The 24,734-nt window shown below is 25.7% G+C and carries 22 protein-coding genes and 1 pseudogene; 1 reads left to right on the top strand and 22 read right to left on the bottom strand.

What is annotated here, in order from left to right:
* Positions 1-8: 8 nt before the first annotated feature.
* The 10 genes from lon to BUE91_RS05845 are packed head-to-tail and all read right to left on the bottom strand — an operon-like array spanning position 9 to position 12,355.
* Positions 9-2,333 (bottom strand): endopeptidase La, encoded by a 2,325-nt coding sequence (gene lon, locus BUE91_RS05890; RefSeq protein ID WP_083573807.1) that lies wholly within the window; start codon positions 2,331-2,333, stop codon positions 9-11.
* A complete protein-coding gene (gene clpX / locus BUE91_RS05885) occupies positions 2,333-3,565 on the bottom strand; it encodes an ATP-dependent Clp protease ATP-binding subunit ClpX (protein WP_073508261.1) in 1,233 nt (410 codons plus the stop codon). The genes lon and clpX overlap by 1 nt, the downstream gene beginning before the upstream one ends.
* Positions 3,566-3,567: 2 nt before the next feature.
* Positions 3,568-4,146: an ATP-dependent Clp endopeptidase proteolytic subunit ClpP gene (gene clpP / locus BUE91_RS05880; protein ID WP_073508260.1), complete on the bottom strand. Its 579-nt coding sequence runs from the start codon at positions 4,144-4,146 to the stop codon at positions 3,568-3,570.
* Positions 4,147-4,203: 57 nt separating this feature from the next.
* On the bottom strand, positions 4,204-5,478 hold the full coding sequence (gene tig / locus BUE91_RS05875) for a trigger factor (protein ID WP_073508259.1): 1,275 nt from the start codon (positions 5,476-5,478) through the stop codon (positions 4,204-4,206).
* A 12-nt stretch (positions 5,479-5,490) separates the two neighbouring features.
* On the bottom strand, positions 5,491-7,164 hold the full coding sequence (gene recJ, locus BUE91_RS05870; RefSeq protein WP_066900080.1) for a single-stranded-DNA-specific exonuclease RecJ: 1,674 nt from the start codon (positions 7,162-7,164) through the stop codon (positions 5,491-5,493).
* Positions 7,165-7,166: 2 nt separating this feature from the next.
* Positions 7,167-7,541 carry a 30S ribosome-binding factor RbfA gene (gene rbfA, locus BUE91_RS05865; RefSeq protein WP_066900078.1) on the bottom strand — a complete coding sequence of 125 codons (375 nt, stop codon included), beginning with the start codon at positions 7,539-7,541 and terminating at the stop codon, positions 7,167-7,169.
* A gap of 12 nt (positions 7,542-7,553) precedes the next feature.
* The gene (gene infB, locus BUE91_RS05860) at positions 7,554-10,238 is read right to left on the bottom strand and encodes a translation initiation factor IF-2 (protein ID WP_073508258.1); all 2,685 of its coding nucleotides are present in this window, start codon (positions 10,236-10,238) and stop codon (positions 7,554-7,556) included.
* A complete protein-coding gene (locus BUE91_RS05855; protein ID WP_180370665.1) occupies positions 10,239-10,814 on the bottom strand; it encodes a DUF448 domain-containing protein in 576 nt (191 codons plus the stop codon).
* Positions 10,783-11,871, bottom strand: coding sequence for a transcription termination factor NusA (gene nusA / locus BUE91_RS05850; RefSeq protein ID WP_073508256.1), 1,089 nt, complete (start codon positions 11,869-11,871; stop codon positions 10,783-10,785). The genes BUE91_RS05855 and nusA overlap by 32 nt, the downstream gene beginning before the upstream one ends.
* Positions 11,861-12,355: a ribosome maturation factor RimP gene (locus BUE91_RS05845; protein WP_073508255.1), complete on the bottom strand. Its 495-nt coding sequence runs from the start codon at positions 12,353-12,355 to the stop codon at positions 11,861-11,863. Before BUE91_RS05845 ends, nusA begins: the two co-directional genes overlap by 11 nt.
* Positions 12,356-12,547: 192 nt before the next feature.
* On the opposite strand from BUE91_RS05845, the gene BUE91_RS05840 reads away from it, so the two are divergent.
* Positions 12,548-13,264: a YebC/PmpR family DNA-binding transcriptional regulator gene (locus BUE91_RS05840; RefSeq protein ID WP_073508254.1), complete on the top strand. Its 717-nt coding sequence runs from the start codon at positions 12,548-12,550 to the stop codon at positions 13,262-13,264.
* 23 nt (positions 13,265-13,287) lie between these two features.
* Here the strand turns inward: BUE91_RS05840 and disA are convergent, their stop codons facing one another.
* The 12 genes and pseudogenes from disA to miaB all read right to left on the bottom strand — a co-directional run bounded on the left by disA (position 13,288) and on the right by miaB (position 24,725).
* Positions 13,288-14,337 (bottom strand): DNA integrity scanning diadenylate cyclase DisA, encoded by a 1,050-nt coding sequence (gene disA, locus BUE91_RS05835; protein ID WP_066900065.1) that lies wholly within the window; start codon positions 14,335-14,337, stop codon positions 13,288-13,290.
* 7 nt (positions 14,338-14,344) lie between these two features.
* Complete coding sequence (radA, locus tag BUE91_RS05830; protein WP_073508253.1) at positions 14,345-15,691, bottom strand: DNA repair protein RadA; 1,347 nt, start codon at positions 15,689-15,691, stop codon at positions 14,345-14,347.
* Complete coding sequence (gene coaD, locus BUE91_RS05825) at positions 15,681-16,187, bottom strand: pantetheine-phosphate adenylyltransferase (RefSeq protein WP_066900062.1); 507 nt, start codon at positions 16,185-16,187, stop codon at positions 15,681-15,683. The genes radA and coaD overlap by 11 nt, the downstream gene beginning before the upstream one ends.
* Positions 16,188-16,889 (bottom strand): ribonuclease III, encoded by a 702-nt coding sequence (gene rnc / locus BUE91_RS05820; protein ID WP_073508252.1) that lies wholly within the window; start codon positions 16,887-16,889, stop codon positions 16,188-16,190. It lies immediately after the preceding gene.
* Between the two features lies 1 nt (position 16,890).
* A complete protein-coding gene (locus BUE91_RS05815) occupies positions 16,891-17,121 on the bottom strand; it encodes an acyl carrier protein (protein WP_066900058.1) in 231 nt (76 codons plus the stop codon).
* Between the two features lie 46 nt (positions 17,122-17,167).
* Positions 17,168-17,854: pseudogene (locus BUE91_RS07490) on the bottom strand (YjjG family noncanonical pyrimidine nucleotidase).
* A gap of 51 nt (positions 17,855-17,905) precedes the next feature.
* On the bottom strand, positions 17,906-19,297 hold the full coding sequence (locus tag BUE91_RS05805; RefSeq protein WP_073508251.1) for a glycogen synthase: 1,392 nt from the start codon (positions 19,295-19,297) through the stop codon (positions 17,906-17,908).
* 14 nt (positions 19,298-19,311) lie between these two features.
* On the bottom strand, positions 19,312-20,565 hold the full coding sequence (locus BUE91_RS05800) for a glucose-1-phosphate adenylyltransferase (RefSeq protein ID WP_073508250.1): 1,254 nt from the start codon (positions 20,563-20,565) through the stop codon (positions 19,312-19,314).
* Between the two features lie 329 nt (positions 20,566-20,894).
* Positions 20,895-21,578: an ATP-binding cassette domain-containing protein gene (locus BUE91_RS05795; protein ID WP_073508249.1), complete on the bottom strand. Its 684-nt coding sequence runs from the start codon at positions 21,576-21,578 to the stop codon at positions 20,895-20,897.
* Positions 21,579-21,581: 3 nt separating this feature from the next.
* On the bottom strand, positions 21,582-22,433 hold the full coding sequence (locus BUE91_RS05790) for a hypothetical protein (protein ID WP_143605244.1): 852 nt from the start codon (positions 22,431-22,433) through the stop codon (positions 21,582-21,584).
* Between the two features lie 554 nt (positions 22,434-22,987).
* Positions 22,988-23,158, bottom strand: a complete 171-nt coding sequence (locus BUE91_RS07175; RefSeq protein WP_156470600.1) for a hypothetical protein — start codon at positions 23,156-23,158, stop codon at positions 22,988-22,990.
* Positions 23,159-23,414: 256 nt separating this feature from the next.
* Positions 23,415-24,725 carry a tRNA (N6-isopentenyl adenosine(37)-C2)-methylthiotransferase MiaB gene (gene miaB / locus BUE91_RS05785; RefSeq protein ID WP_073508247.1) on the bottom strand — a complete coding sequence of 437 codons (1,311 nt, stop codon included), beginning with the start codon at positions 24,723-24,725 and terminating at the stop codon, positions 23,415-23,417.
* Positions 24,726-24,734 lie beyond the last annotated feature (9 nt).

Genomic DNA, 24,734 nt, shown 5'->3' with positions numbered 1-24,734 from the left:
CCTTTCGACTATTCAGAAAATACTATTTTTTCTACTTCTGAATATTTTTTTACATAATGTATTTTAATTTGTGATAATATTTCTTCTGGAAGTTCTATTGTATCACTCTTATTTTCAAAAGGAAGTATTACTTCCCTAATTCCTATTCTATGGGCACCTAATACTTTTTCTTTTATTCCACCAACTGGAAGTACTTCACCAGTAATAGTAATTTCACCTGTCATAGCAATATTTTGTCTTACTTTTCTTTCAGATAAAATAGAAACTATTGCTGTTGTAATTGTTATACCTGCTGATGGTCCATCTTTTGGTGTAGCACCTTCAGGGAAATGTAAATGTATGTCATATTCTTCATAAAATTTAGGATTAATTACAGATAATTTTTTGTAATTTGCTCTAACATGTGTATAAGATACACTTGCTGATTCTTTCATCGTTAAACCTAACTTACCTGTAAATTGTATCTGACCTTTTCCATCCATCTTAACTGCTTCAACATCTAAAGTAGTTCCACCAACAGAAGTCCAAGCAAGACCTTTAACTACTCCTAATTTTGAATTTTTTTCTGACATTTTATCTTTTTTATACTTTTCTGGTCCTAAATAATCTGATAAATTCTTTAAAGTAATTGTATACTTTTTAGAAGAATCTTCTAGTTTTAACTTAGCCATTTTTCTAAGTATTTTTACTATTTCTCTCTTTAAATTACGAACTCCAGCTTCCATAGTATATTTATTAATAATTTCAAGTAAAATACTATCTGAGAATTTAACATCTTTTATACTTGTTTCAGATTTTGCTTGATTAACTAAATAATTTTTAGCAATCATTAATTTTTCTTGAATTGTATATGAGTCTAAATTAATTACTTCCATTCTATCAAGTAACGGTCTTGGTATACCTGAATAATCATTAGCTGTACAAATAAAGAAAGCATCAGATAAATCATATTCAAAATCAACATAATTATCTTTAAATGTTTTATTTTGTGCAGGATCTAACACTTCTAATAATGCAGAAGCTGGATCTCCTTTAAAATTAGAATCTAATTTATCTATTTCATCTAGTAAAATTACAGGATTATTAACCTTAGCTCTTTTTAATGCTTCTATAATTCTACCTGGCATTGCTCCTATATATGTTCTTCTATGACCCCTAATTTCAGATTCATCATGAACACCACCTAATGAAATTCTTTCAAATTTTCTATTCATTGCATGAGCTATAGATTCACCTAATGAAGTTTTACCAACCCCTGGAGGTCCTATAAGACAAAGAATTGTTCCCATTTTTTTATTATTTTCTTTATTTAATTGATTAACAGCAAGATATTCTAAAACTGTATCTTTAACTAATCTTAAACCAAAATGTTCTTTATCTAATATTTTCTCAGCCGCTTTTATATCTATATTTTCATTTTCACTTTTTTCCCAAGGTATTTCAAGCATTGTATCTATATATGTTCTAATAACTCCAGCTTCTGCTGAAAAATTATTCATCTTCTTATATCTATTAACTTCTTTCATTAATTTTTCTGTTAATTCATATGGTAAATCTCTAGATTCTATTTGTGAAATTAATTCATTTACTTCATCTTCAGTATCTTCTTCATCTAATTCTGAATAAAGTCCTTTAATTTTCTCTCTAATATAGTATTGTCTTTGATTATCTTCTATATTCTTTTTAACTTTATTTTCAACACTTCTATCTATTTCTTCTAATTCTATTCTAATTTTTAATGCTTTTGTTAGATTTTCAAAAATTTCATCTACATTATTTGCTTTTAAAATATTTATTCTATTTTCTTCACTTAATTCCAAAGTTGATGCCAAAGTATACATTAAACTTTCAAAAGGTTTAATTTCAAAAATACTCTTTATTAAATCTTCAGGAATTGTTCTATTATTTACAATATTTAAATTTTGAATTAAAGATTGTAAATACATCTTATATTTCTTATTATTAGTATTTTTTGTTTTTTCTATAGGATAATCTTCATATTTTGCTTTAAACATTCCATCTTCATTAATAACTTCTGTTACATTTATTCTTTCTTCCCCTTCAATTATTAACCTCAAATTACCATCAGGCGTTTTCATTATTTGAATAATTTTACCAATTACACCTATTGTTTCAACATCTTCAATTCCTTGTATTTCTTCACTAAATGAATCTTTTTGAATTGCTAAGACTAACTTTCCTTCTGTATGCTCTACAGAATAATCTATAGCTTTTTTAGTAAAATCTCTTCCTACCATTATAGGCATAACTGCTTGTGGAAAAAATACTATATCTCTAATAGGGATAAAAGGCAGTATTTCCATTTTATTCATTAATTCTTCCCTTTCTCACTTTTTATAAATAATTCATTTTTTTCAATTATCATTTCTTTAGTAACAACCAATTTTTTAATATCTTCTTTTGAAGGTATTTCATACATTAAATCAAGCATACTATTCTCAATAATACTTCTTAATCCTCTAGCACCTATTTTTCTTTTTAATGCAAGTTCTGCAATTTCTTCTATAGCATCTTCTTCAAAAATTAATTCTACATCCTCTATTTCAAAATATTTTTTATACTGTTTAATAATTGCATTTTTAGGTTTTGTCAAAATAGAAACTAAAGCTTCTTTATTTAATTCTGATAAAGATGTTATTACTGGCAATCTTCCAATAAGTTCAGGAATTATACCAAATTTTCTAATATCCTCTGGTAAAACATGTTCAAAAATAGTCATGTCATCTAATTCTTCATTTTTATCTACATCTAACCCAAATCCTATTTGCTTTTTATTTAATCTTCTTTTTATCTTAGATTCAAGCCCTTCAAAAGCTCCTCCAACTATAAATAAGATATTAGTTGTATCAATTTCTATCATTTCTTGGTTAGGGTGTTTTCTTCCACCTTGAGGTGGTACAGAAGATATAGTTCCTTCAACTATTTTTAATAATGCTTGTTGAACTCCTTCACCAGATACATCACGAGTTATAGAAGTATTTTCAGATTTTCTAGCTATTTTATCAATTTCATCAATATATATTATCCCTTTTTGTGCTAACTCTATGTCATAGTCTGCAGCTTTTATTAGCTTTAATAATACATTTTCAACGTCATCTCCAACATAACCTGCTTCAGTAATTGTAGTCGCATCTGCTATTGCTAAAGGAACATTAAGTATTTTTGCTAATGTTTGAGCAAGCAAAGTCTTCCCTGAACCAGTCGGTCCAATCAATAATATATTTGACTTTTGCATTTCTATATCATTGTCATCTCTATCAAGTATTGAAAGTCTTTTAAAGTGATTATATACTGCAACAGATAATACTTTCTTAGCTTGCTCTTGTCCGATAATATATTCGTCAAGTTTCTCTTTTATTTGTTTAGGTTTCAACAAATTAAAATCTTCAAAATCAGTTCTATTTTCATATTCTAATTCAATATCTCTGTTTGAAATACATTCATTACATATAAATGCTGTTGAATCTTCGTTTGAAAATAAGGTAGTTACTTCATCTTCACTTTTGTCACAGAATGAACAAAAATATTCTTTTTCATTTTCCATTTTTATTTCTCCAATACTTTATCCACTAATCCATAAGCAACTGCTTCTTCTGCTGATAAATAATTATCTCTTTCAGTATCTTCAATAATTTTTTCAAAACTTTGTCCAGTATTTTTAGAAAGTATTTCAGCCAACTTATGTTTTGTTTTTAATATATTTTGTGCAACTATTTGTATATCTGTAGCTTGACCTCTTGCTCCACCTAAAGGTTGATGTATCATTACTTCTGAATTAGGTAATGCAAATCTTTTACCTTTAGTTCCTGAAGAAAGAAGAAATGCTCCCATACTTGCTGCCATACCTATGCACACAGTTACAACATCACAAGATATATGATTCATTGTATCATATATTCCAAATCCAGCTGTAACCATTCCTCCTGGTGAATTTATGTACATAACTATATCTTTTTCTTTATCTTGAGCATTCAAAAATAATAATTGTGCTATTATTGCATTTGCCATTTCTGTATTAATTTCACCGCTTAAAAAAATTATTCTATCTTTTAAAAGTCTTGAATAGATATCGTAAGTTCTTTCTCCATTTCCCTCATTTTCAATTACATATGGTACTAAACTCATTTGTTCTCCCCTTTCTATATATTGGAAAACTAGACCTAAGCCTAGTTTCCAAAATTATTAGTTATTTGTTAATAAATAATCATTTACTTTTGCAAAGAATAATTGAGAATTAATTTGACCAAAGAATCTATTAACTCCATCTGTTTTTTGTAATTCAGCAGTCAACTGATCAACTGTCATTCCATACATACTTGCTATTCTTTGTAATTCTGAATCAAATTCAGATTCTGTAACTTCAATTCCTTCTACTTCAGCAATTTTTGATAAAATGAAACTTGATTTAACACCTTTTTCAGCATTTCCTTTTAAATCTTCTCTCATTTTTTCAACTGTTTGCCCTGTCATTTGTAGATATGATTCTAAATTCATACCTTGCATTTGTAATGTTTGTGCAAATCTATCAATTTGTGCATTTATTTCTTGTTCTACAGTTATTGTTGGAACTTCCATAGTTGTTGCATTTGATATATTTTCAACTATTGTTTGTAATCTTTTATTTTTTGCTTGATTTTCTTTATTTGATAATAAGTTTCCTTTGATTGCATTTTTTAAATCTTCAACTGAATCTGAACCTGATGATTTAGCAAATTCATCATTTAATTCTGGAGTTATTGCTTCTTCTAAACTATTTAATTTAACTTTGAATAAAGCTTCTTTACCTTTTAAATTTTCAGCATGGTATTCTTCTGGAAATTTAACATTTACATCAAATTCTTCTCCAAGTTTTTTCCCAACTATTTGTTCTTCAAAAGTATCTATGAAACTTTTAGAACCTAATTCTAATCTATGGTTTTCAGCTTTTCCACCATCAAAAGCTACACCATCTACAAATCCTTCAAAATTAATAACTGCAATGTCACCTAATTTAGCTTCTTCTCTTTCAGTTTTTTCGAATTTTTTAGCTCTTTGAATCATTTTATTTATTTCATTTTCTACTTCTTCATCAGTAACTGATACTTCTTCTTCTTTTATATCTAATCCTTTGTATTGAGGTAATTCAAATTCTGGGAATACAGCAACTTTTAAATTCATTTTTAATTTTTCTTCATCATATTCTAATGAAAGTATTTGTAAATCTGCTACTGGTCTTAATTTTTCTTCTCTAATTAATGCTGTGTATTCTGTTTTTAATATTTCATTTATTAATTCATCTCTTATTTCACTTTTAAATGTTTTTTCAATAACATCTACTGGTACATGTCCTTTTCTAAACCCATCAACTTTAGCATTTTTAAATTTAGATAAGATAGTTTCTCTTAAAATTTTATATTCTTGTCCTTCTTTTAATATTTCAAAAGCTACCTCTGAACCTGCTAATTTTTCTAATTTCATTTTTCCTCCTAATTATTCTATATCTTTTAATTTTAATCTCAATATTTTTTTTCCTATTAATTCAGGTGTATATATTATTTTATACAATTTATTTGAATTTTTCAAGTTTAATTTATGACTCAAATTATATCCTAATATTTGTATTTCTTTACTATTTATATTTACATTAGCTTTAAAATGCTTATCATCAATACCAAATATTAAAATATTTTTAAATTTAACATTCTCATCATAAAAATTTGGTTCATTATTTGAAGGGCCAAATGGTCCTAAACTATTAATTTCAGACATCTTCTTTGTACTTATTTGACTTATTGGTAATTTAACGTCTATAACTATATTAGTTTTTGATTTTTCTGTAAGATTTAAATTATACATCTTTTGTTTAATTTTATCTCTTATTAAATTTAAATTATCATTTGTAATTAAAAATCCTGCTGCGAGATTATGTCCACCAAAGTTAATAAAATAGTTTGAAAATTCTGATATCAATTTATATATATTCTTATTTTCTATACTTCTACATGATCCCTTACAATATCCATCAACCTTAGAAACAATAATTACTGGAACTTTAAATTCTAATGCTAACTTTGATGTAATAGATCCTAAAACTCCTGAATTTACATCATTCATTTCATAATATATATAATTTAAATATTTAATTTCCCTATTTTCAATAAATTTTATTATTTTACCATATATCTTACTTTCATAGTTCTTTCTTTCATTATTATACTCATACATTTCATTTAATATTTGTGTATTAATTTTTTCAGAGTTTGATGTTAAAAATCTTATTATTTTTAATGGATCATCTAACTTACCTATAGCATTAATAAGTGGTGATATTCTATAACTTATATCATTAATTGTAATGTATTCTGGATCAATTTTAAAATTTTCCATTATCATTCTAAATGCTAAAATCTTAGTTTTAGAAAAGTTTTTTAACCCTCTTTTTATTAAAAATCTATTTTCATCAACACATTCCATAACATCTGCAATAGTAGCAAGTGATATTAATTCACAATATTCATATATATCTGAAATTGGTTTATTAGGTAATTTTGAATATATAGCTTGAACTAATTTAAATACTACTCCTGCACCAGATAATTCCTTAAATGGATAATTAACTGATTTTTTAGGGTTAATTTCTAATACAGACTTCATACTTTTATTATTAAAATGATGGTCAGTTATTATCAAATCAACTCCCATAGATTTCAACATATCCATATGTAATATTTCACCAAATGAATTATCAACAGAAATTACAAGTTTAATATTTTTTTCTTCTATATTTTTAAAATATTCTTCATTTAAACTATATTTAAACATTGTTCTTGTAGGAATATATATCTCATTTTTTATATTTAATTTATCAAAGATTTTAGAAAGATATAGTGAACCTGATATCCCATCAATATCATAATCTCCAAAAATCAATATTTTTTTATCTTCATCTATAAATTCTAAAATCTTATCAACTACTTTTTCCATATTAGTTAACAAAAATGGATCATGTAAATGTTTATAACTTAGATTTAAAAAAGAGTCCATTTCTTCCTTAGAATGTATTTTTTTGTTTAATAATAAAGTTGTTATTACTTCATCTTTATTAAAAAGTTTCATTTTATCATCTAAATACTCATTAGCATAAAATGTCCATTTCCAACTCATTATTATTCCTCGCTATCTGTATTAACAGTCGCCATTGCCTCTTTTAATATCTTAGATATTTTCACACTATATTCTACACTATCATCTAAATGTATTCTAACCTCTGGAGTATATCTAATTTCTAAATTTTCACCAATTTTTTTTCTAAAAAACCCTTTTAATTTATTTAATTCTTCTAAAAGTTTTTCCTTATTAATATTTTGTTTATAATCTAAAATAGACATAATTACATCTGAATAACGAGCATCTGGCGATAAATTAACCGATTTAACTGTAACCAAGTTTCTAATTTTGTCATTTTTTACTTCTAATAATATAGCTGTACCAATGATTCTTGAAATTTCTTTTTCTAAACCTCTTTTTCTTCTAATATTCATAAATACCCCTATCTATTGTTTTACTTGTTCTACAACAAATGCCTCTATTATATCTCCTGTTTTTATATCATTAAAGTCTTTAATTCCTATACCACAATCTTGTCCAACTATTGCTTCCTTAACATCATCTTTATATCTCTTAAGTGATGCAATTTCACCTTCATGAATAATGATACCATCACGTAATAGTCTAATCTTAGATTGACGAGTAATCTTACCTTCAATTACTAATGATCCTGCTATGTTACCTAAATTTGAAATCTTAAATACTTCTCTTACTTCCAATCTTCCATTATATATTTCCTTATATTCTGGATCTAACATACCTTTCATAGCTTTTTCAAGATCTTCTGTAACATGATATATTACGTTATAGTTTCTAATTTCTACTCCAGTTTTTTCTGCTTCTGTTCTTGCAGTATTAGTTGGTCTAACACTAAATGCAATAATAATTGCATTTGATGCAGCAGCAAGCATAACATCTCCTTCAGTAACTGCTCCAGCACTTGATTGAATTATATTAATATTTATCTTATCATTTGATAATTTATTAATTGATTCCTTAAGTGCTTCAGCTGATCCTTTAGAATCTGCTCTAATAATACATTTTAATTCTTTTAATTGTTGATCTTCTAATTCCTTAGATAAACTTTCAAGTGAAATATGTTTTTTCTTATTAAGTTCATCTTTTTTCTCATTTTTGAAATCTTCAACTATTTTTTTAGCTTGTTTATCATTGTTTACACAGTATAATAAATCTCCTGCTTCAGGTATTTCATTAAATCCTGTAATTTCAACTGGTTGTGAAACTCCTGCTTTAGTAATTTTATTCCCTCTATCATCTAACATAGATCTTACTCTACCATATGATGTTCCAGAAACAAATATATCTCCTATTTTTAATTCTCCTTCTTGAATTAAAATATCAGCAACTGGTCCCATTTGTATATCTAATCTAGATTCAACAACTATAGCCTTAGCTCTCTTTTTATGATTTGCCTTAAGTTCCATTATTTCTGCACTTAAAAGTATTGTTTCTAGTAATGAATCTAAATTTAACTTTTGTTTTGCTGAAATTTCTACCATTTCAGTATTTCCTCCCCATTCTGGAGAAATTAAACCATGTTCAAGTAATTCTTGTTTAACCTTCATTACATTTGCACCAGGTTTATCTATTTTATTAATAGCAACTATAATAGGTACATTTGCTTCTTTAGCATGTGAAATAGCTTCAATAGTTTGTGGTTTAACACCATCATCTGCTGCAACTATTAATATAGAAATATCAGTTATATTTGCTCCTCTTACTCTCATTTCAGTAAAAGCCTCATGACCTGGAGTATCTATAAATGTAATTTTTTGACCATTCCATTCAACTTGATAAGCACCTATTCTTTGTGTAATACCTCCAGCTTCACCATCTATTACATTTGTATGTCTTAAAGCATCTAATAATGAAGTTTTACCGTGGTCTACATGTCCCATAATTGTTATTACTGGAGCTCTTAATTCTTTTTCTTCTTCTTTATCTTCTATTTCAAGATTATATTTTTCACCATAAGATATTTCCATTATTTCTTCTTTTTCAACTATTACATTATATTCAATAGCTATTTCTTCTGCTTCTTCAATGCTTAATATAGCATTTGCTGTATACATTTTACCTTGCATAAATAATTTTTTAATTATGTCTGATGAATTAATTCCTAATTTTTCAGCTAATTCTTTAATTGATATTTCTTGAGGAAGTATTACTAACCCAACTCCTCCTCCTTCATCTCTTATTACTTCTGATTTTATAACCTTTTCTTTTTTCTTAACTTTTTTCTTTTTATCTTCTTTTCTAAAATCATCACGTAATTCTTTTAACTTTCTTTCTTCATCTTTTGTCTTTTTATCATTTTCATATTTCTTTTTATCAAATTTAGATTTTAACTTAGAGCTTTTAGCTTTAACATCATTTTCAATAGTTGGGATTTCAATTGAAGCATCTTTATCTTCTTTAGCATGTGTTTTAAATGGTTTTTTATTATCATCACTTTTTCTATCTTTATTAAATGATCTTTTTTCTCCAAAGTTTTGATTATTTCTTTTTTCAAAAGGTTTTCTTTCACCATTATTATTGAAGTTTCTATTATCCCTATTATCTCTATTATCCCTATTTACTCTATTCTCATTGTTATTTTTTTCTCTATTATCTTTACCTTCTCTATTATCTCTATCCTTATTAAAAGTTCCTTTATTTTCAGAATTAAATTTAAAATTAGGTTTTCTTTCATTATTATTTTTTTCAGAAAAGTCTCTATTTTCTCTATTAAAAGGTTTTCTTTCTCCGAAATTTTGATTATTTCTTTTTTCAAAAGGTTTTCTTTCACCAAAATTTTGATTATTTCTTTCTTGTCTTTCACCTTTATTTTCATTTTTATCAAATCTATCATTTCTAAATTTGTTATTATTTCTATTAAATTTATTATTGTTACTTTTGTTATTAAATATCATTTTTTCACCAATTACTTCTTCTTTTTTTGAAGTTGTTTTTTCCATTGGTTTTACTGGATTTAATTTATTTTCTATATCTTTAATTTCACTTTCACTCAAAGCTGATAAACTCGATTTATCATATCCCATTGTCTTTAATTTTGTAATAAGATCATTAGTTGATTGTCCAATTTTCTTAGCAAACTCATAAACTCTCACTTATTCCACCTCCATTTTATTTAGTATCCCTCTTACAACCTTTTTAGTTTTTACCCCTATTACCTTAACCTCACTTAAAAAGATTTTTTTTAAAGAATATTGTTTTTCAATAAATATTATATTTACATTATTTAACTTAGCTACTTTTTTTAATTTATTAACATATTTTCCATTAATATCAGATGGTATAATCAGAAGTTTTACTATAGAATTTTTCATTCCATCTAAATTTTCATCTATACCATATACCAAATATTCAGAATTTTTCAATCCTTCTAATATTCTTAAAATATGTTCATCTACATTTTCTTTGTTTTCTTTTTTTTCAAAATATTTAAGAACTTTTTCAGCACTTTTCATTTCAACTTTAAATTTATTGAAAAATTTTTGAAAAACTTCCAAATCTTTTTTTATATATTTTCCTCTATTTTGAATATTTTGATTTTCATCATAAACATATTCACCTTTTAAGTTTTCAACAAATCTAAGTAATTTTTCTTTTTTGTCATTAGCTCTTGTAATTATACAAGTTCTTATTATGACATTACTCTTGTTCTTCTCTCTCTTCTTCTCCAATTTCATCACTCGCCTCTATATTTACTCTCAATTTACATAGTTTACCAGCAAGTTTAGAGTTTACTCCTTTTTTACCTATAGCAAGTGTTAATTGACTTGGATCAACTTCAACTTTAGCAACTATTTCATCTTCATTTTTTACTATTTCTACTGAAAATATTTCAGCAGGGTATAGTGCATTTTTAACCAGAAGTCTTTGATCAGCATTCCATTCTACTAATTCAATCTTTTCTCCATTTAATTCATTAATAATATTATTTATTCTAATTCCATCTTTACCTATACAAGAACCTTTTAAATCTATGTTTATATCCTCTGAATAAAGAGCTACTTTAGATTTAACTCCTACTTCTCTAGCAATATTCTTAATAATTATATTTCCAGAAGCAATCTCAGGAACTTCTCTTTCAAATAATTTATATATTAATTTATCATCTGTTCTTGTAATATCAACCTTAGGAAATCTTCCAGTAACGTCAACATTTCTAATATATGCTACTAATCTATCTCCAACCTGTACTTTATCAAGTTCTGATAATTCTCTCTGTGGTATTATTACATCTAAACCATTCATACCAACATAAAGACCTCCATTTTCTTCAATTCTTCTTACAACAACATTTACTATCTGATGTTTAACGGCATCAAGTTGTTTACAAATCAATTCTTTTTCTTGCTCTCTTATATATTGAATAATTATTGATTTAGCTCTTTGAATTGCATTTCTATTAAACTCATCAGCATTCAATTCTATTTTTAAATAATCTCCAACTTTTATTCTTTTTCTGTAATCTTTTGCTTTACTAAAAGGAATTTCAGTTGTTTCATTATATACTTTAACTTCATCATCTATGATTAACTTTTCACAGAACATTTTAACATCTCCTGTTACTTGGTCAATTTCAATTTCTAAATTTTCTTGATCATTAAAATCTTTCTTATATGCAGCTAATAATCCTGTTTTTAGTCTTTCTAATAATTCTCCTTTTTTTATACCCTTTTCTTTTTCTAATTCTTCAATTGCATCTAAAAATGTAGCTTTATCTTTAGATTTCATTTTCAACGTCCTCCTTAAATATTTTATCAGATAAATTAAATACTAATTTTGCAACTTTAACTTTTTCTAAAGGGATTTCTACATTTTCAATAGTATCATCCTTTATTAAAATTTTACCATTTTCAAACCCTAATAATATCCCTTCGAAACTTTTTTTATTTTCAACATTATTTTTTGTTTTTACACTTATCTTTTTACCTTTAAATCTAATAAAATCTTTTTCTTTTTTTAGTTTTCTTTCAAGACCAGGAGTTGAAACTTCTAAATAGAACTTATCGTCAATTAATTCATCAACAATATTATCTATTTTTGTACTTAGCATAACACAGTCATCTAAACTTGTATTTCCACTTTTAGATTCAACATATATTCTTAGAAAATTATATCCTCCTTCTCTAACATACTCAATGTCTGCTAATTCTAAAGAATTTTCATCTAGATATGGCTGTATTTCTTTTTCAATCTTTACTAAAACTTCTTCCATTCTATATTCCTCCTTTATTTTAATATTAAAGAGTGGGTCGCCCCACTCTCCTTTCAAATATCATATTTATATGATAATGATATCATATTTTTATTTAAAAATCAAGAATTTTAGTAATATAGATAGATTTTTATTTAACTTTTAACAAAGATTGTGATATAATTAGTGATATATTATATAACGGAGGAAGAAATGGGAAGACACGGTACTATCGCAGGGCGTAAAGAAGCTCAAGATAGAAAAAGAGCATCTGCATTTACAAAATATGTAAGATTAATTACAGTTGCAGCTAGAGAAGGTGCAGATCCAGATTACAACGTTGCATTAAAACATGCTATTGAAAAGGCTAAAAGTATTAATATGCCTAACGACAATATACAAAGAGCTATAAAAAAAGGTTCAGGTGCTGATGGAGGATCTGGTTATGAAAGCCTAAATTATGAAGGTTATGGACCAGGTGGAGTTGCATTAATAGTTGAAATACTTACAGATAATAGAAATAGAACAGCTTCAAGTGTTAAGTCTTCTTTTGATAAAAATGGTGGAAATCTTGGCACACCAGGATGTGTATCATATATGTTTGAAAGAAAGGGAGAAATTATTATAGAAAAAACTCCTAATTCAAATGAAGATGAATTAATGATGATAGCACTAGATTCAGGAATGGATGATATGAAAGTTTATGATGATAGTTTCTATATTACTACTCCTACTGATACTTTTGATAATGTATTAAATAGTATTAAAGAAGCTAATTATTCTGTTGTTGAATCTGATATCTCTTACGTACCTTCTATAGAAGTTGAAAATTTATCACCTGAAGATTTAGAAAAATTAAACAAATTAATAGATGTATTAGAAGATAATGACGATGTTCAAAAAGTTCATCATAATTATACTGGAGAATAAAAAAACGACTAACGTCGTTTTTTTTATAATAAATGTCTATATCTTTCTCTAAGCCTTAAAACTCTTTCTGTTTTAAATTTACCCATACCTTTTATACTATATATTTCATCATAATCTGCATTTAATAAATTGTTTAGATTTTTAAAATGCTCTACAAGATTTTCAACATCTTTTTTAGTTAATTTATTAGCCGTATTAAGTATTCTATAACCTTTAGGAAATAGATTTCCATCAATAAGATCTTGTTTTAAATCATATCCAAGAACTTTAGCAAGTTTAGAATCATCTCTAATATCTTCTTTAGATAATTCCATTAAATCTGAAAATATTTTTTCTGCACTTTTATTTTTCTTACTATAATCTTTAATAAAATCTATTAAGCTATTTTTTTGATTTGCCATTATTTCATTATGTTGTAACTCAACTAAACGTCCTTCTGTTCCAAGCTCCATTATATATTGTCTAACTTCTTTATCCATAGTAAACATTAAACAAAAATATCTTAATCCAGAAATTACTTCTTCAAGTAATACAGTATTTTCAAATTCAGATATTGTTAAATTTACTAAGTATTTATTTACTGAAACAGCATATTTTTCAAGTGACATTATAGCCTGTGATGATTTAATTAATAAATCTCCTATCAATTCTAGCGTACGTTTAAATTGACCTTTTGAAACAGTAATTCTTTTTCTTCTTTCAGAAATAGTTATAACAATATTACCCGTAAGCTTTGCAATTCTATCAGCTGTTCTATGTCTTGTTCCACTTTCAGTAGTTTCTATATTTTTATCAGGTTGTAATTGTATATTAGCTCCATGAATTATTTTTAAATCCTCAGAAATTAATATTGCCCCATCCATTTTAGCAAGTTCATAAACTTTCTGAGGAGTGAAAGTTGTATCTAATCTAAATCCACCATCTACATATTTTTCCATATCTTCAAGTGAACCCAAAATTATTAATCCACCTAAAGATGCTTCTTGTATTTTTTCTATAGCAGTCCTTAAAGGTTGACCTGGTGCCATTATTTTAAATATTTGTTCATACACTTTCTCTTCTTTATTTATCATAGACTAATCACAACCTTTCTACTAATTCACTAATATTATTTATATAGCTTAATTTTAATTCAGTTTCAAAATTATCAAGTTCTAATTGATGTGCTTTAGGAATATATACTCCTTTAAATCCTAATTTTTCTAATTCTTTTATTCTCTTTTTTATAAAAGATACTTTTCTTATTTCACCTCTTAATCCTATTTCGCCTATAGCAGCAATTTTTTGACTAATTTGTAAATTTTTTATGGTTGATATAAAAGAAAGAACTATTGCTAAATCAGCAGCTTGATCTTTAAGTTGTATTCCTCCTGGTATATTTAAATAAATATCATTATTACCTAAATCTAAAGATAGAGTTTTCGATAATACTGCAAGTAGTATTTCTATTCTATTTCTATCATATCCTTCAATAATTCTTTTAGGCAGTCCAAATTTAAGTGGAAGTGCCAAGGTTTGTATTTCAAATAATATAACCCTTGAACCTTCTATTGATGTTGTTATGATACTTCCAACATTTTTCTCATCTCTTTCGGATATAAAAAACTCAGAAGGATTTTTTATTTCATCTATACCGTCTTCTTTCATATCAAAAATTGATATTTCATTTGTAGAACCATATCTGTTTTTTATACTTCTTATTATCCTATAATAATTATTTTCATCACCTTCAAAAGAAAGAACAGCATCAACCATGTGTTCTAACAATTTGGGTCCTGCTAATTTACCATCTTTAGTTACATGCCCAACCATATAAAAAGAAATATCATTTGTTTTAGCTATATCTATTAGTTTTAGTGAACAATCTCTTATTTGAGATACTGATCCAGGAACTGAAGATACTAATTCTGAATATATTGTTTGTACTGAATCTATTATTACAACTTTAGGTTTTGAACTATTAATTGCAACCTCAATATTTTCTAAATTTGTTTCACTTAATAAAAATATCGATTTAGAATTAACCCCTATTCTCATAGCTCTTTCTTTTATCTGCTTTGTAGATTCTTCACCTGAGATATATAACACCTTATTATCTTTAGCATACTCATTAGATAATTGTAATAAAAAAGTTGATTTACCTATACCAGGATTACCTGTAATTAATACAACTTCCCCTTGTGTTAATCCTCCTCCAAGAACTCTATCAAATTCTGAAAATTTAGTTTTTATTCTAAATTCTTTTTCAAATTTTATATTATTTATACTTGTTAAATCTATATTTCTATTTGCTTTCATTGCAGGAACTTTTATTTCTAATTCTTCCTCTATAGTACCCCAACTTTCACATGATGGACATTTTCCAATCCATTTTAAAGTTGTATTCCCACATTCTGTACAGACATATCTAACTTTTTTACTCGCCATTTTTTATCGTATTTACCTTTTCATTGATATCTGAAATAATAACATTTGGTACAAATCCTGATAATTCTCCACCATTTAATGCAACTTCTTTTACTATACTAGAACTTAAATAAAGATACTCTCTAGAAGCTGTTAGAAATATCGTTTCAAAAGGTTTAGAAGCTAATGCCTCATTTGTTAATGTAACTTGAAGTTCATATTCATAATCTGATACTGCTCTTAATCCTCTAACTAAAATATCAATGTTTTCATTTTTCATATATTGGACTAGCAAACCAGAAAACTTAACTACTTTAGCATTATTAATATTTTCCTCTTTTAAAACTTTTTCTATCAATTTAACTCTTTCATCTATACTAAACCATTGATTTTTAGACGAATTTATGAAAACTCCTATTACCAATTCATCAAATAACTTAGAGCTTCTTTTTATAATATCTAAATGACCTTTTGTAATAGGATCAAAACTTCCTGGATAAATAACCTTAATATTCATCTATTGCTCCTTATTTAATTTCTCTATAGCCTGTCTTGCCGCAATTTTTTCTGCCATTTTTTTACTTTTAGCTATACCTTTACCATATATTCTTTCCTCAATTCTTACTTCTATTTCAAAAGTTTTATCATGATCTGGTCCTAGCTCACTTAATACGCTATATATAGGTGTTACTTTGTACTTTAATTGTGTAATTTCCTGCAGTGCTGATTTATAATCTGAAACCCATTCAATTTTATCAAGGTTATTAATTTTAGATTCTAATAATCTTAAAACAACTTCTCTAGTTGTAGCATAATCTGAATCAAGATATATTGCACCTACCATTGCTTCAAATACATCACCTAATACAGAATTTCTCTCTCTACCACCTGACATATTTTCACCATTGCTTAAAAAGATATAATTACCTAAATTAAGTTCTCTTGAAATAGTTGAAAATACCATTTCACTAATAATCTGACTTTTTATTTTAGATAATTCTCCTTCACTACTTTTCAAATTATTTTTATATATGTATTCTGTTGTAATTAAATCCATTACAGAATCTCCTAAAAATTCTAATCTTTCATTATCTTTAATATTAGGAGAATTATGTTCATTTACATATGAACTATGAGTTAAAGCTTCTAAAAGCAGCTTTTTATTTTTAAAAGTATAATTTATTTTGGACATCAATTCTTCAAAATACATTTTTTTCATGTTATTTTACTCTTTTCTCCTCAATAATTTTAATTAAATCATTTACTGTTTTTATATCTTTTATTTCCTCTTTTGTAATTTCAAATCCATATTTTTCTCCTATAGTTGAAGATAATTCAATTAAATCTAATGAATCTGCTCCAAAATCTTCAACTATTTTCGATTCAAGTGTTATATCTTCACTTTCAATATCTAATTGATCTAATATTATTTCTTTTACTTCTTCAAACATACTTTTTCCTTTCAAGTTTAATGCTTTATTATATCATATTTTTACACTACTTACAATAATTTAAGATTTCTAAAATATCTTCAAAATCACTTGCATAATATGTAGGTTTTATGAAAGTATCATTACATTTTCCCAGTCTATTAAACCATATAGAATCTATACCATAGTTATTAGCTCCCAATATATCAGAACTTAAACTATCTCCTATCATCAAGACTTCATTTTTATTAAACCCCAAATCTTTTTCTATAATCTCAAAAAATTCCTTAGATGGTTTATTTTTTCCAATTTATTGAGATATATATACTTTTTTAATGTATTTTTTAATATTCAAATTATTTAATCTATTATTTTGTATTTCTGTTAATCCATTAGTCGCTGCATAAATATTATATCTTCTGTATAATTTTTCTAATAACTTACTAGCCCCATCTATTTCTATTCCTTGCTTTCCTAATATTTTAGAATATTTTTCAGATAATTCTTTTCCATCTTTTTCTATGCCAAAATGATTAAATACTATAGAAAATCTAGTTTTAATTAATTCTTTAAAATAAATTAAAATTTTTTCTAATTTTTTCCATATTTTTTTATTTTCTATTTTATATAACGATTTAAATTCTTCAATATTTTTAACTCCTTCTCCAATAAAAATTTCATTTAAAGCACTATCTTCTGCTTTATCAAAATCAAGTAATGTATTATCTAAATCAAATAATAATATTTTATACATTTTACTCCTTTACTTTAAAAACACTCTTAATAAAATTAAGAGCGTTTTACACTATGGTGTTGTTTTTGCTATTTCATATAATTTTTCATATTCTTTAGCAGATCTGTCCCATGAATTATTAATTAACATATTTCTTTTAACAAGTTTATTCCAAACTTCTTTTTTATCATAGTATATATGTTCTGCATATCTTATAGTATTTAACATATCATCTGCATTAAAATTCGTAAATGAAAATCCGTTACCTTCATCAGTGTACTCATTATATGCTTTAACTGTATCTCTTAATCCTCCAGTTTCTCTAACTAAAGGTATCGTACCATATCTCATGGCTATCATTTGTGATAGACCACATGGTTCATATCTTGAAGGCATTAAAAATAGATCCGATCCAGCGTATAATAAATCTGCTATTTCTTCTGAATATCCTATATATGCCTTAAATTTTTTAGGATATTTATATTCTAAATATTTATAATAATCCTCATAATATTTAGAACCTGAACCAAGTATTACAAATTGCACTGAATCATTTTTAAGTATTTCTTCTATTCTTGATGATACTAAATCTAAACCTTTACCTTCAACTAATCTTGAAATTAATGTGATAAATAAAGTACCGTCTTGTTTAAAATCAAATATTTCCTGAATTTTTCTTTTATTCAATAATTTTTTATCTAAATTTTCACTATCGAAATTAATAATTTTATCATTTATCACTGGATTATATATATCATAATCTATTCCATTTAAAATTCCATAAATTTGTTTATATGATGTTAACCATTCTAAACCTTCTGCAAAATATGGATACTTTATTTCTTCAGCATAACTTGGGCTTACAGTGTTTACAACATCTGCAAAAGTAATTCCTATTTCCATAAAATTTAAAAAACTACTATTTCTATAATAACCTAATCTATCAAATGAATAATTATTAAATCTTCCTTGATACATTAAATTATGTATTGAAAACACTACTCTCATATCCCAATAATAAGGATCATGTTTATATCTATTTTTTAAAAAATATGATAAAGGTCCAGTTTGCCAATCATTACAATGTATAATATCAACCCGCAATCCTATATTCTTCAGAAAAATTAATGTTGCTTCACAAAAAAGTGCATATTGATAATCTTCATCCAAATCACCATATACTCTTTCTCTTTCATAAAATGTCCTATTTTCTATGAAATAATAATTAATTTTATCATCACTATTATACTTAACTAAATTAAATATTTCTCCATTTATTTCAGTTGTGCTTACAAAATACATTTTTTCTAAAAATTTCAAAGGAATTTTATCATATTTAGGCATAATAACTGAGATATCATGTCCTAAATTTTTCATTTTTTTAGGTAATGCTTGTAATACATCTGCAAGTCCTCCTGTTTTAAAAAAAGGATAAACTTCTGATGCTACATATACAATTTTCATATAACTCCTATTCTCTACTTCTTAATTGTTGCTCCACTATGTATATAGTTAGCCTCATTTAACATGTTAACTTTAGAAAATATTCTAACATTTCTTTCAACTATTGTACTATTTCCTAATTTAGCACTTTTTCCAATTACACTGATTCCTTTAGATAATAAATCAGGTTTTTCAATATTTGGACTATAATCATCTCCATGTCCTATTAATGAATTTTTACCTATATATACATTTTTATCTAGTATAACTGTGTCTAAATGTGTATTTTCATCTATATATGTATTAGAAAATATTATACTATTTCTAACTGTAGCTCCTTTTCTAATAGTAACACCAGGTCCTAATACTGAATTTTCAACTCTACCTTCAATTTTACAACCGTTACAAATTAATGAATTTAAAACACTTCCTGTAACACCTATTCTTACAGGTGCCATATCTTCACTTCTTGTATAGATTTTCCAATTAGGATCATATAAATTTATACCTATTTCTTCAGATTTTTTTATTAAATCTAAATTAGCTTCTAAATATGAATCATATGTTCCTACATCCATCCAATAAGAATCATAGTAGTGTACAAAAACCCCTCTTTGATCTTCTATTAATTTAGGTATTATATGTTTACCAAAATCTAAATCTGGTATATCACTTTCTTCAATATATTTAATCAATGTTTCTGTATTAAATATATAAATTCCCATGGAAGCAAAATTACTCTTAGGATGTTCTGGTTTTTCTTCAAAACTTAATATCTTATTATTTTCATCTACCTCAAAAATACCAAATCTTGATGCTTCTTCATAAGGTACATTAATTGCAGCTATAGTTAATTCTGCATTATTTTTCTTATGTTCTTCTAACATCCATAAATAATTCATCTTATATATATGATCCCCAGATAAAATCAACACATATTTAGGTGACTTATTTTTAATAAATGCTAAATTTTGTCTTATAGCATCTGCAGTTCCTTCATACCACGATTGTCCTTTTAAAGTTTCATGTGGTTGTAACAATGTAATACTAGAATCTCTTCTATCAAAATCCCATGGTTTACCTGAACCTATATGTTCATTTAATGATAAAGGCAAATACTGAGTTAGTAATGCAACATCATATATACCCGAATTAGAACAATTACTAAGTGTAAAATCTATTATTCTAAATTTACCAGCAAATGGTACACTTGGCTTAACTCTTTCTTCAGAAAGAATATCCAACCTAGATCCACGACCACCAGCCAAAATCATCGCTAATACTTCCATAAATTTCACATCCTTCATTTCTATATATTAAATTATAACTTAAATTCATGAAAAGTCAAACTATATTATTTTTTATATTAATTATACACACTAAATAAAAATAACATAAGGACTTTTGATGAAAAAGTTAAAATAAAGAAAAGGCAACTATTCTCAGCAAGATTGGTTTATGTAACAAGAAAAGAAATAAAAAAATACGTTCAATGGTGTAATCATGAACGTATTAAAAAAGTTTGGATACTCATCAACTGTGCAGTATAGCTTGAAATATTTAAATAAATAATTCTTTTTTTAAATATGTACTTAACAGGTGCTAGTATCCTCCTTTATTAGTAAAAACTACTTTGCTTAGCAAATTCCTCATATACAGAAGTATAATCTCTCTTATTTTTCGTATACAAAGTCAACTTTTTATCAGACAAAAACAAAATCTCATCTGAAAAATTAACAGCAATATCCAAACTATGTGTTGAATATAAAAGCATCTTTTTTTGTTTTATAAAACTTCTAAAAAAATTTCTTATAGGATGAATAACAAGTCGATCTATTCCATTAAAAGGTTCATCGAATATAAAATTTGTTACTCCAGATACTATAGCTCCTAACATATATATTTTTTGTTTTGTTCCAAATGAACATTCTCCTATTTGCTTCCCTAAATCATTTTTCAATTTAAACACATTTACATAATATTCAAAATTTAATCCTTGTAACTCAAACTCACTATTATATATCTTTTTAATAAATGTTAAATATTCCTTAACATAGTAATTAGAAAAATAATCTTTGCGATCAGGAATGTAAAATAACTTATATCTAGATAAAAATTCATCAATAAAAACATTACCAAAATCTCTATATAATGATGACGAAATAGCATTAAGTAAAGAAGTTTTCCCCTCTCCATTCTTTCCAACTAAAGCGTAGATACTTCCATTTTTAAAATCAAATGAAATATCCTCTAAAATAGTTCTATCATCATAACATTTATTTATACTTTTAACTTCTATCATTAACTAATTCTTCCCAAATATCAATATCCAAAAATATTTAGAACTAATCTGAGATATTAAAATCAAACATATTTTTGGTAGGTTACCATATAACAACTCTGATGTTTTATCAACTTTCTTCTTCATTAAAAAATCTAATATAGTACCGAAAACTGAATATACTGGCGTTAAAAAAAATATAATAATATATCCATAGTAAACAGTTTCTTTATCTAAGTATCCAAATAAAACAAAAAAACTGTATAAAATAGTTACCACTACAGTTTGAATAATAGATGACACTATAATCTTACTTATCATCATTTTCCATTTGTAAATTGGAAAAAATTTATAAATATAATCACTCTCTGAAGACCAAGACGTTGTTGCAAAAGTATTATTAGCAACAATAAAATTTATAATTAGTATAAAAATCATCTTAGCATTAATACCTCTGCTATAATACAATCCTAACATAACTATACTAGAAATAACCAATTGGATTAATGAAGGAAAAAGGAATTTATATATTTTCATATATCGTTTTAATTCCATAGTCAAATAAATATTTCTACCAACACAATCTAAAAATTTGTACTTATTTTTTCTAATACTTTGATATTTATCTACAGTACTAATATTATTAATTAGTTTATTGTAAATAACCTTATAAAAGTATTCATCTCTTCTCAATAAAAATAATACTGTTAGTAATATTATTGGAAACATATATATATTTATATATTCTATATTTACAACCGAACAAACAAAAATAACCATAATACTTAATATCTTTTCAAAAACTATAACACCAGATTGTTTTAAATTAATATGGTATATTATTTTTAAGACTATTTGTAAAATAAATAAATTCAAAATACTCTCATTAATTAAAAATAAAAAGATATTTTTTACAGCCAATAACCAGTTCGTCCCAATTATAAGTAGTGATATTAAGTATGAAATAGAAACTGTGAGTATATAACTATATACTCTTCTAATTTCTAAAAATAAAATCGTTTCAAATTTTAACGGTAAAAAAGCCAAAATCTCAAGCTTTTCGTTTAAGAAGATATTTTTAAAAAATATTCTTATAGATACAAGAATAAGTAATGTAAAGTAGATTTTAAAAACTATTTCATCTAATCTATAAAATACAATAAATTTCATTTTTTCAAGGTACAAAATTATAGACGTTAAATAAATAATTGAAAATAAAAATAATATTTTTCTTAAAACCAAAAATTTTTTTTGATTAAAATGAAACCTCATTTAATTAATCCTATATAATATACCAGCGAAACAATAGAAATAATTCCTAATATGATTGTGTTTACTTTATTTATCCTTTTTTGCAATACAAACGTGAACTCAATACAAACCAATATAACTGGGGGTATAAATACACCAATCAACTTTGGAATATATATTTACTTACTTCCTTGATGTAAAACTGGTATAACATCTGGAAGAAAAAAATAAAGTATAGCAAATGCAAAAAATGTACATACAATAATCATAATATTGTATATAGCGTATCTCTCATTATATTCTGTCATTTTCATACCAAAAAATTTTCTCAATAATTCTCTTATAAACATACCTTTATTCCTCCTATAATACATTATAATATCAGTTTTTATATATGTCATAACTAATGAACTAAAAAAAGATGATCCTCTTAGACACTAATCCTTTACAATTTCACCATATAAAGTCCTAAATTTACTCTTTATTTTTTACAGCATAATAGTTAGCCAATAAAACACCAATAACATACAATAATGGAAGATTAAATAAAAAATGAGGGTATTTTTCACAATATTATGTGTTTTTTTACCCTCTTAAATACTAATTTTAAACTATTTCACCATACAAAGTCCACGTTTTACATTCATTTATTTTAACATTTACGAAACGACCTCTGTATAATTTATTATCTCCACTAAATAATACTACTTTATTAGTTGAAGTTCTACCTGTAAGTATTTCCCTGTTTTTCTTACTTGGTCCTTCAACTAAAACCCTAACCACTTTACCAAGATATTTAACACTTTCTTTATATGCACATCTATCCTGTAAATTATTTAATTTTTGTAATCTTTCCTTTTTTATTTCCTCTGCAACTTGTTCTTCCATAATTGCTGCCCTCGTACCTTTTCTTATTGAATACATAAAAATATAGGCATTTTCAAATCCAACTTTTTCTACTACATCTAAAGTATCTTTAAAATCTTCATCAGTTTCTCCAGGAAATCCTACTATGATATCTGTAGTTAAAGAAACTCCAGGTATTCTTTCTTTTATTTTATTTGCAAGTTCTATAAATTGCTCTTTAGTATATCCTCTTATCATTTTCTTCAATATTTTAGTTGATCCTGATTGTAAGGGCATATGTATACATCTAGCTATTTTCTCATTTTTAGCTATCACATCTATAACATCATCTGTAAAATCTTTTGGATGTGGTGATGTAAATCTTAAAATGTATTCACCTTCTATCTTACAAATTTCTTCAAGTAATTTTGCAAAATTATCTCCATTTTTAGATTTTTTACCATAAGCATTAACATTTTGCCCAAGTAATACTATTTCTTTAGCACCTTTTTTTAAATAATGTCTAACATCAAGTAAAATATCTTCCATTGGGACTGATCTTTCTTTTCCTCTTACATAAGGTACTATACAAAAACTACAACGCTTATCACAACCATAGCTTATTGATATTGAGGCAGTTTTATCACTTCCAAAATCAGCATCAAGCCTTGGTGGCAATTCATCTTCATTATCTGTATATACTTCATGTTCACTTTCATGTTTTAAAATTTTTTCTATGGCATCAGGTATACGTCCTATATTTTGATTACCCATTACTATATCTATCATAGGGAATTTTTTAATAAGCTCAAAACCTGCTTCTTGAGCAAAACATCCTGTAATCCCTATTATAGTTCCTTTATTTTTCTTTAATTCTATCAATTCACCAAGTTTACCAAATATTTGTATAGCTGCACCTTCTCTTACCGTACATGTATTTAAAAATACTGCATCACAATCATCAATTTCATCTACAACTTGATATCCCATATTTTGAAATATCCTTTTAATTTTAGCACTTTCATTTACATTCATTTGACAACCATATGTAATTACTGTTGCTTTTTTCATAAATTCAAC

This window comes from Streptobacillus notomytis (genome assembly GCF_001902585.1).
Classification (GTDB): domain Bacteria; phylum Fusobacteriota; class Fusobacteriia; order Fusobacteriales; family Leptotrichiaceae; genus Streptobacillus; species Streptobacillus notomytis.
Note: the sequence above shows the minus strand (reverse complement) of the source record. Positions and strands in the feature narration are given on the sequence as shown.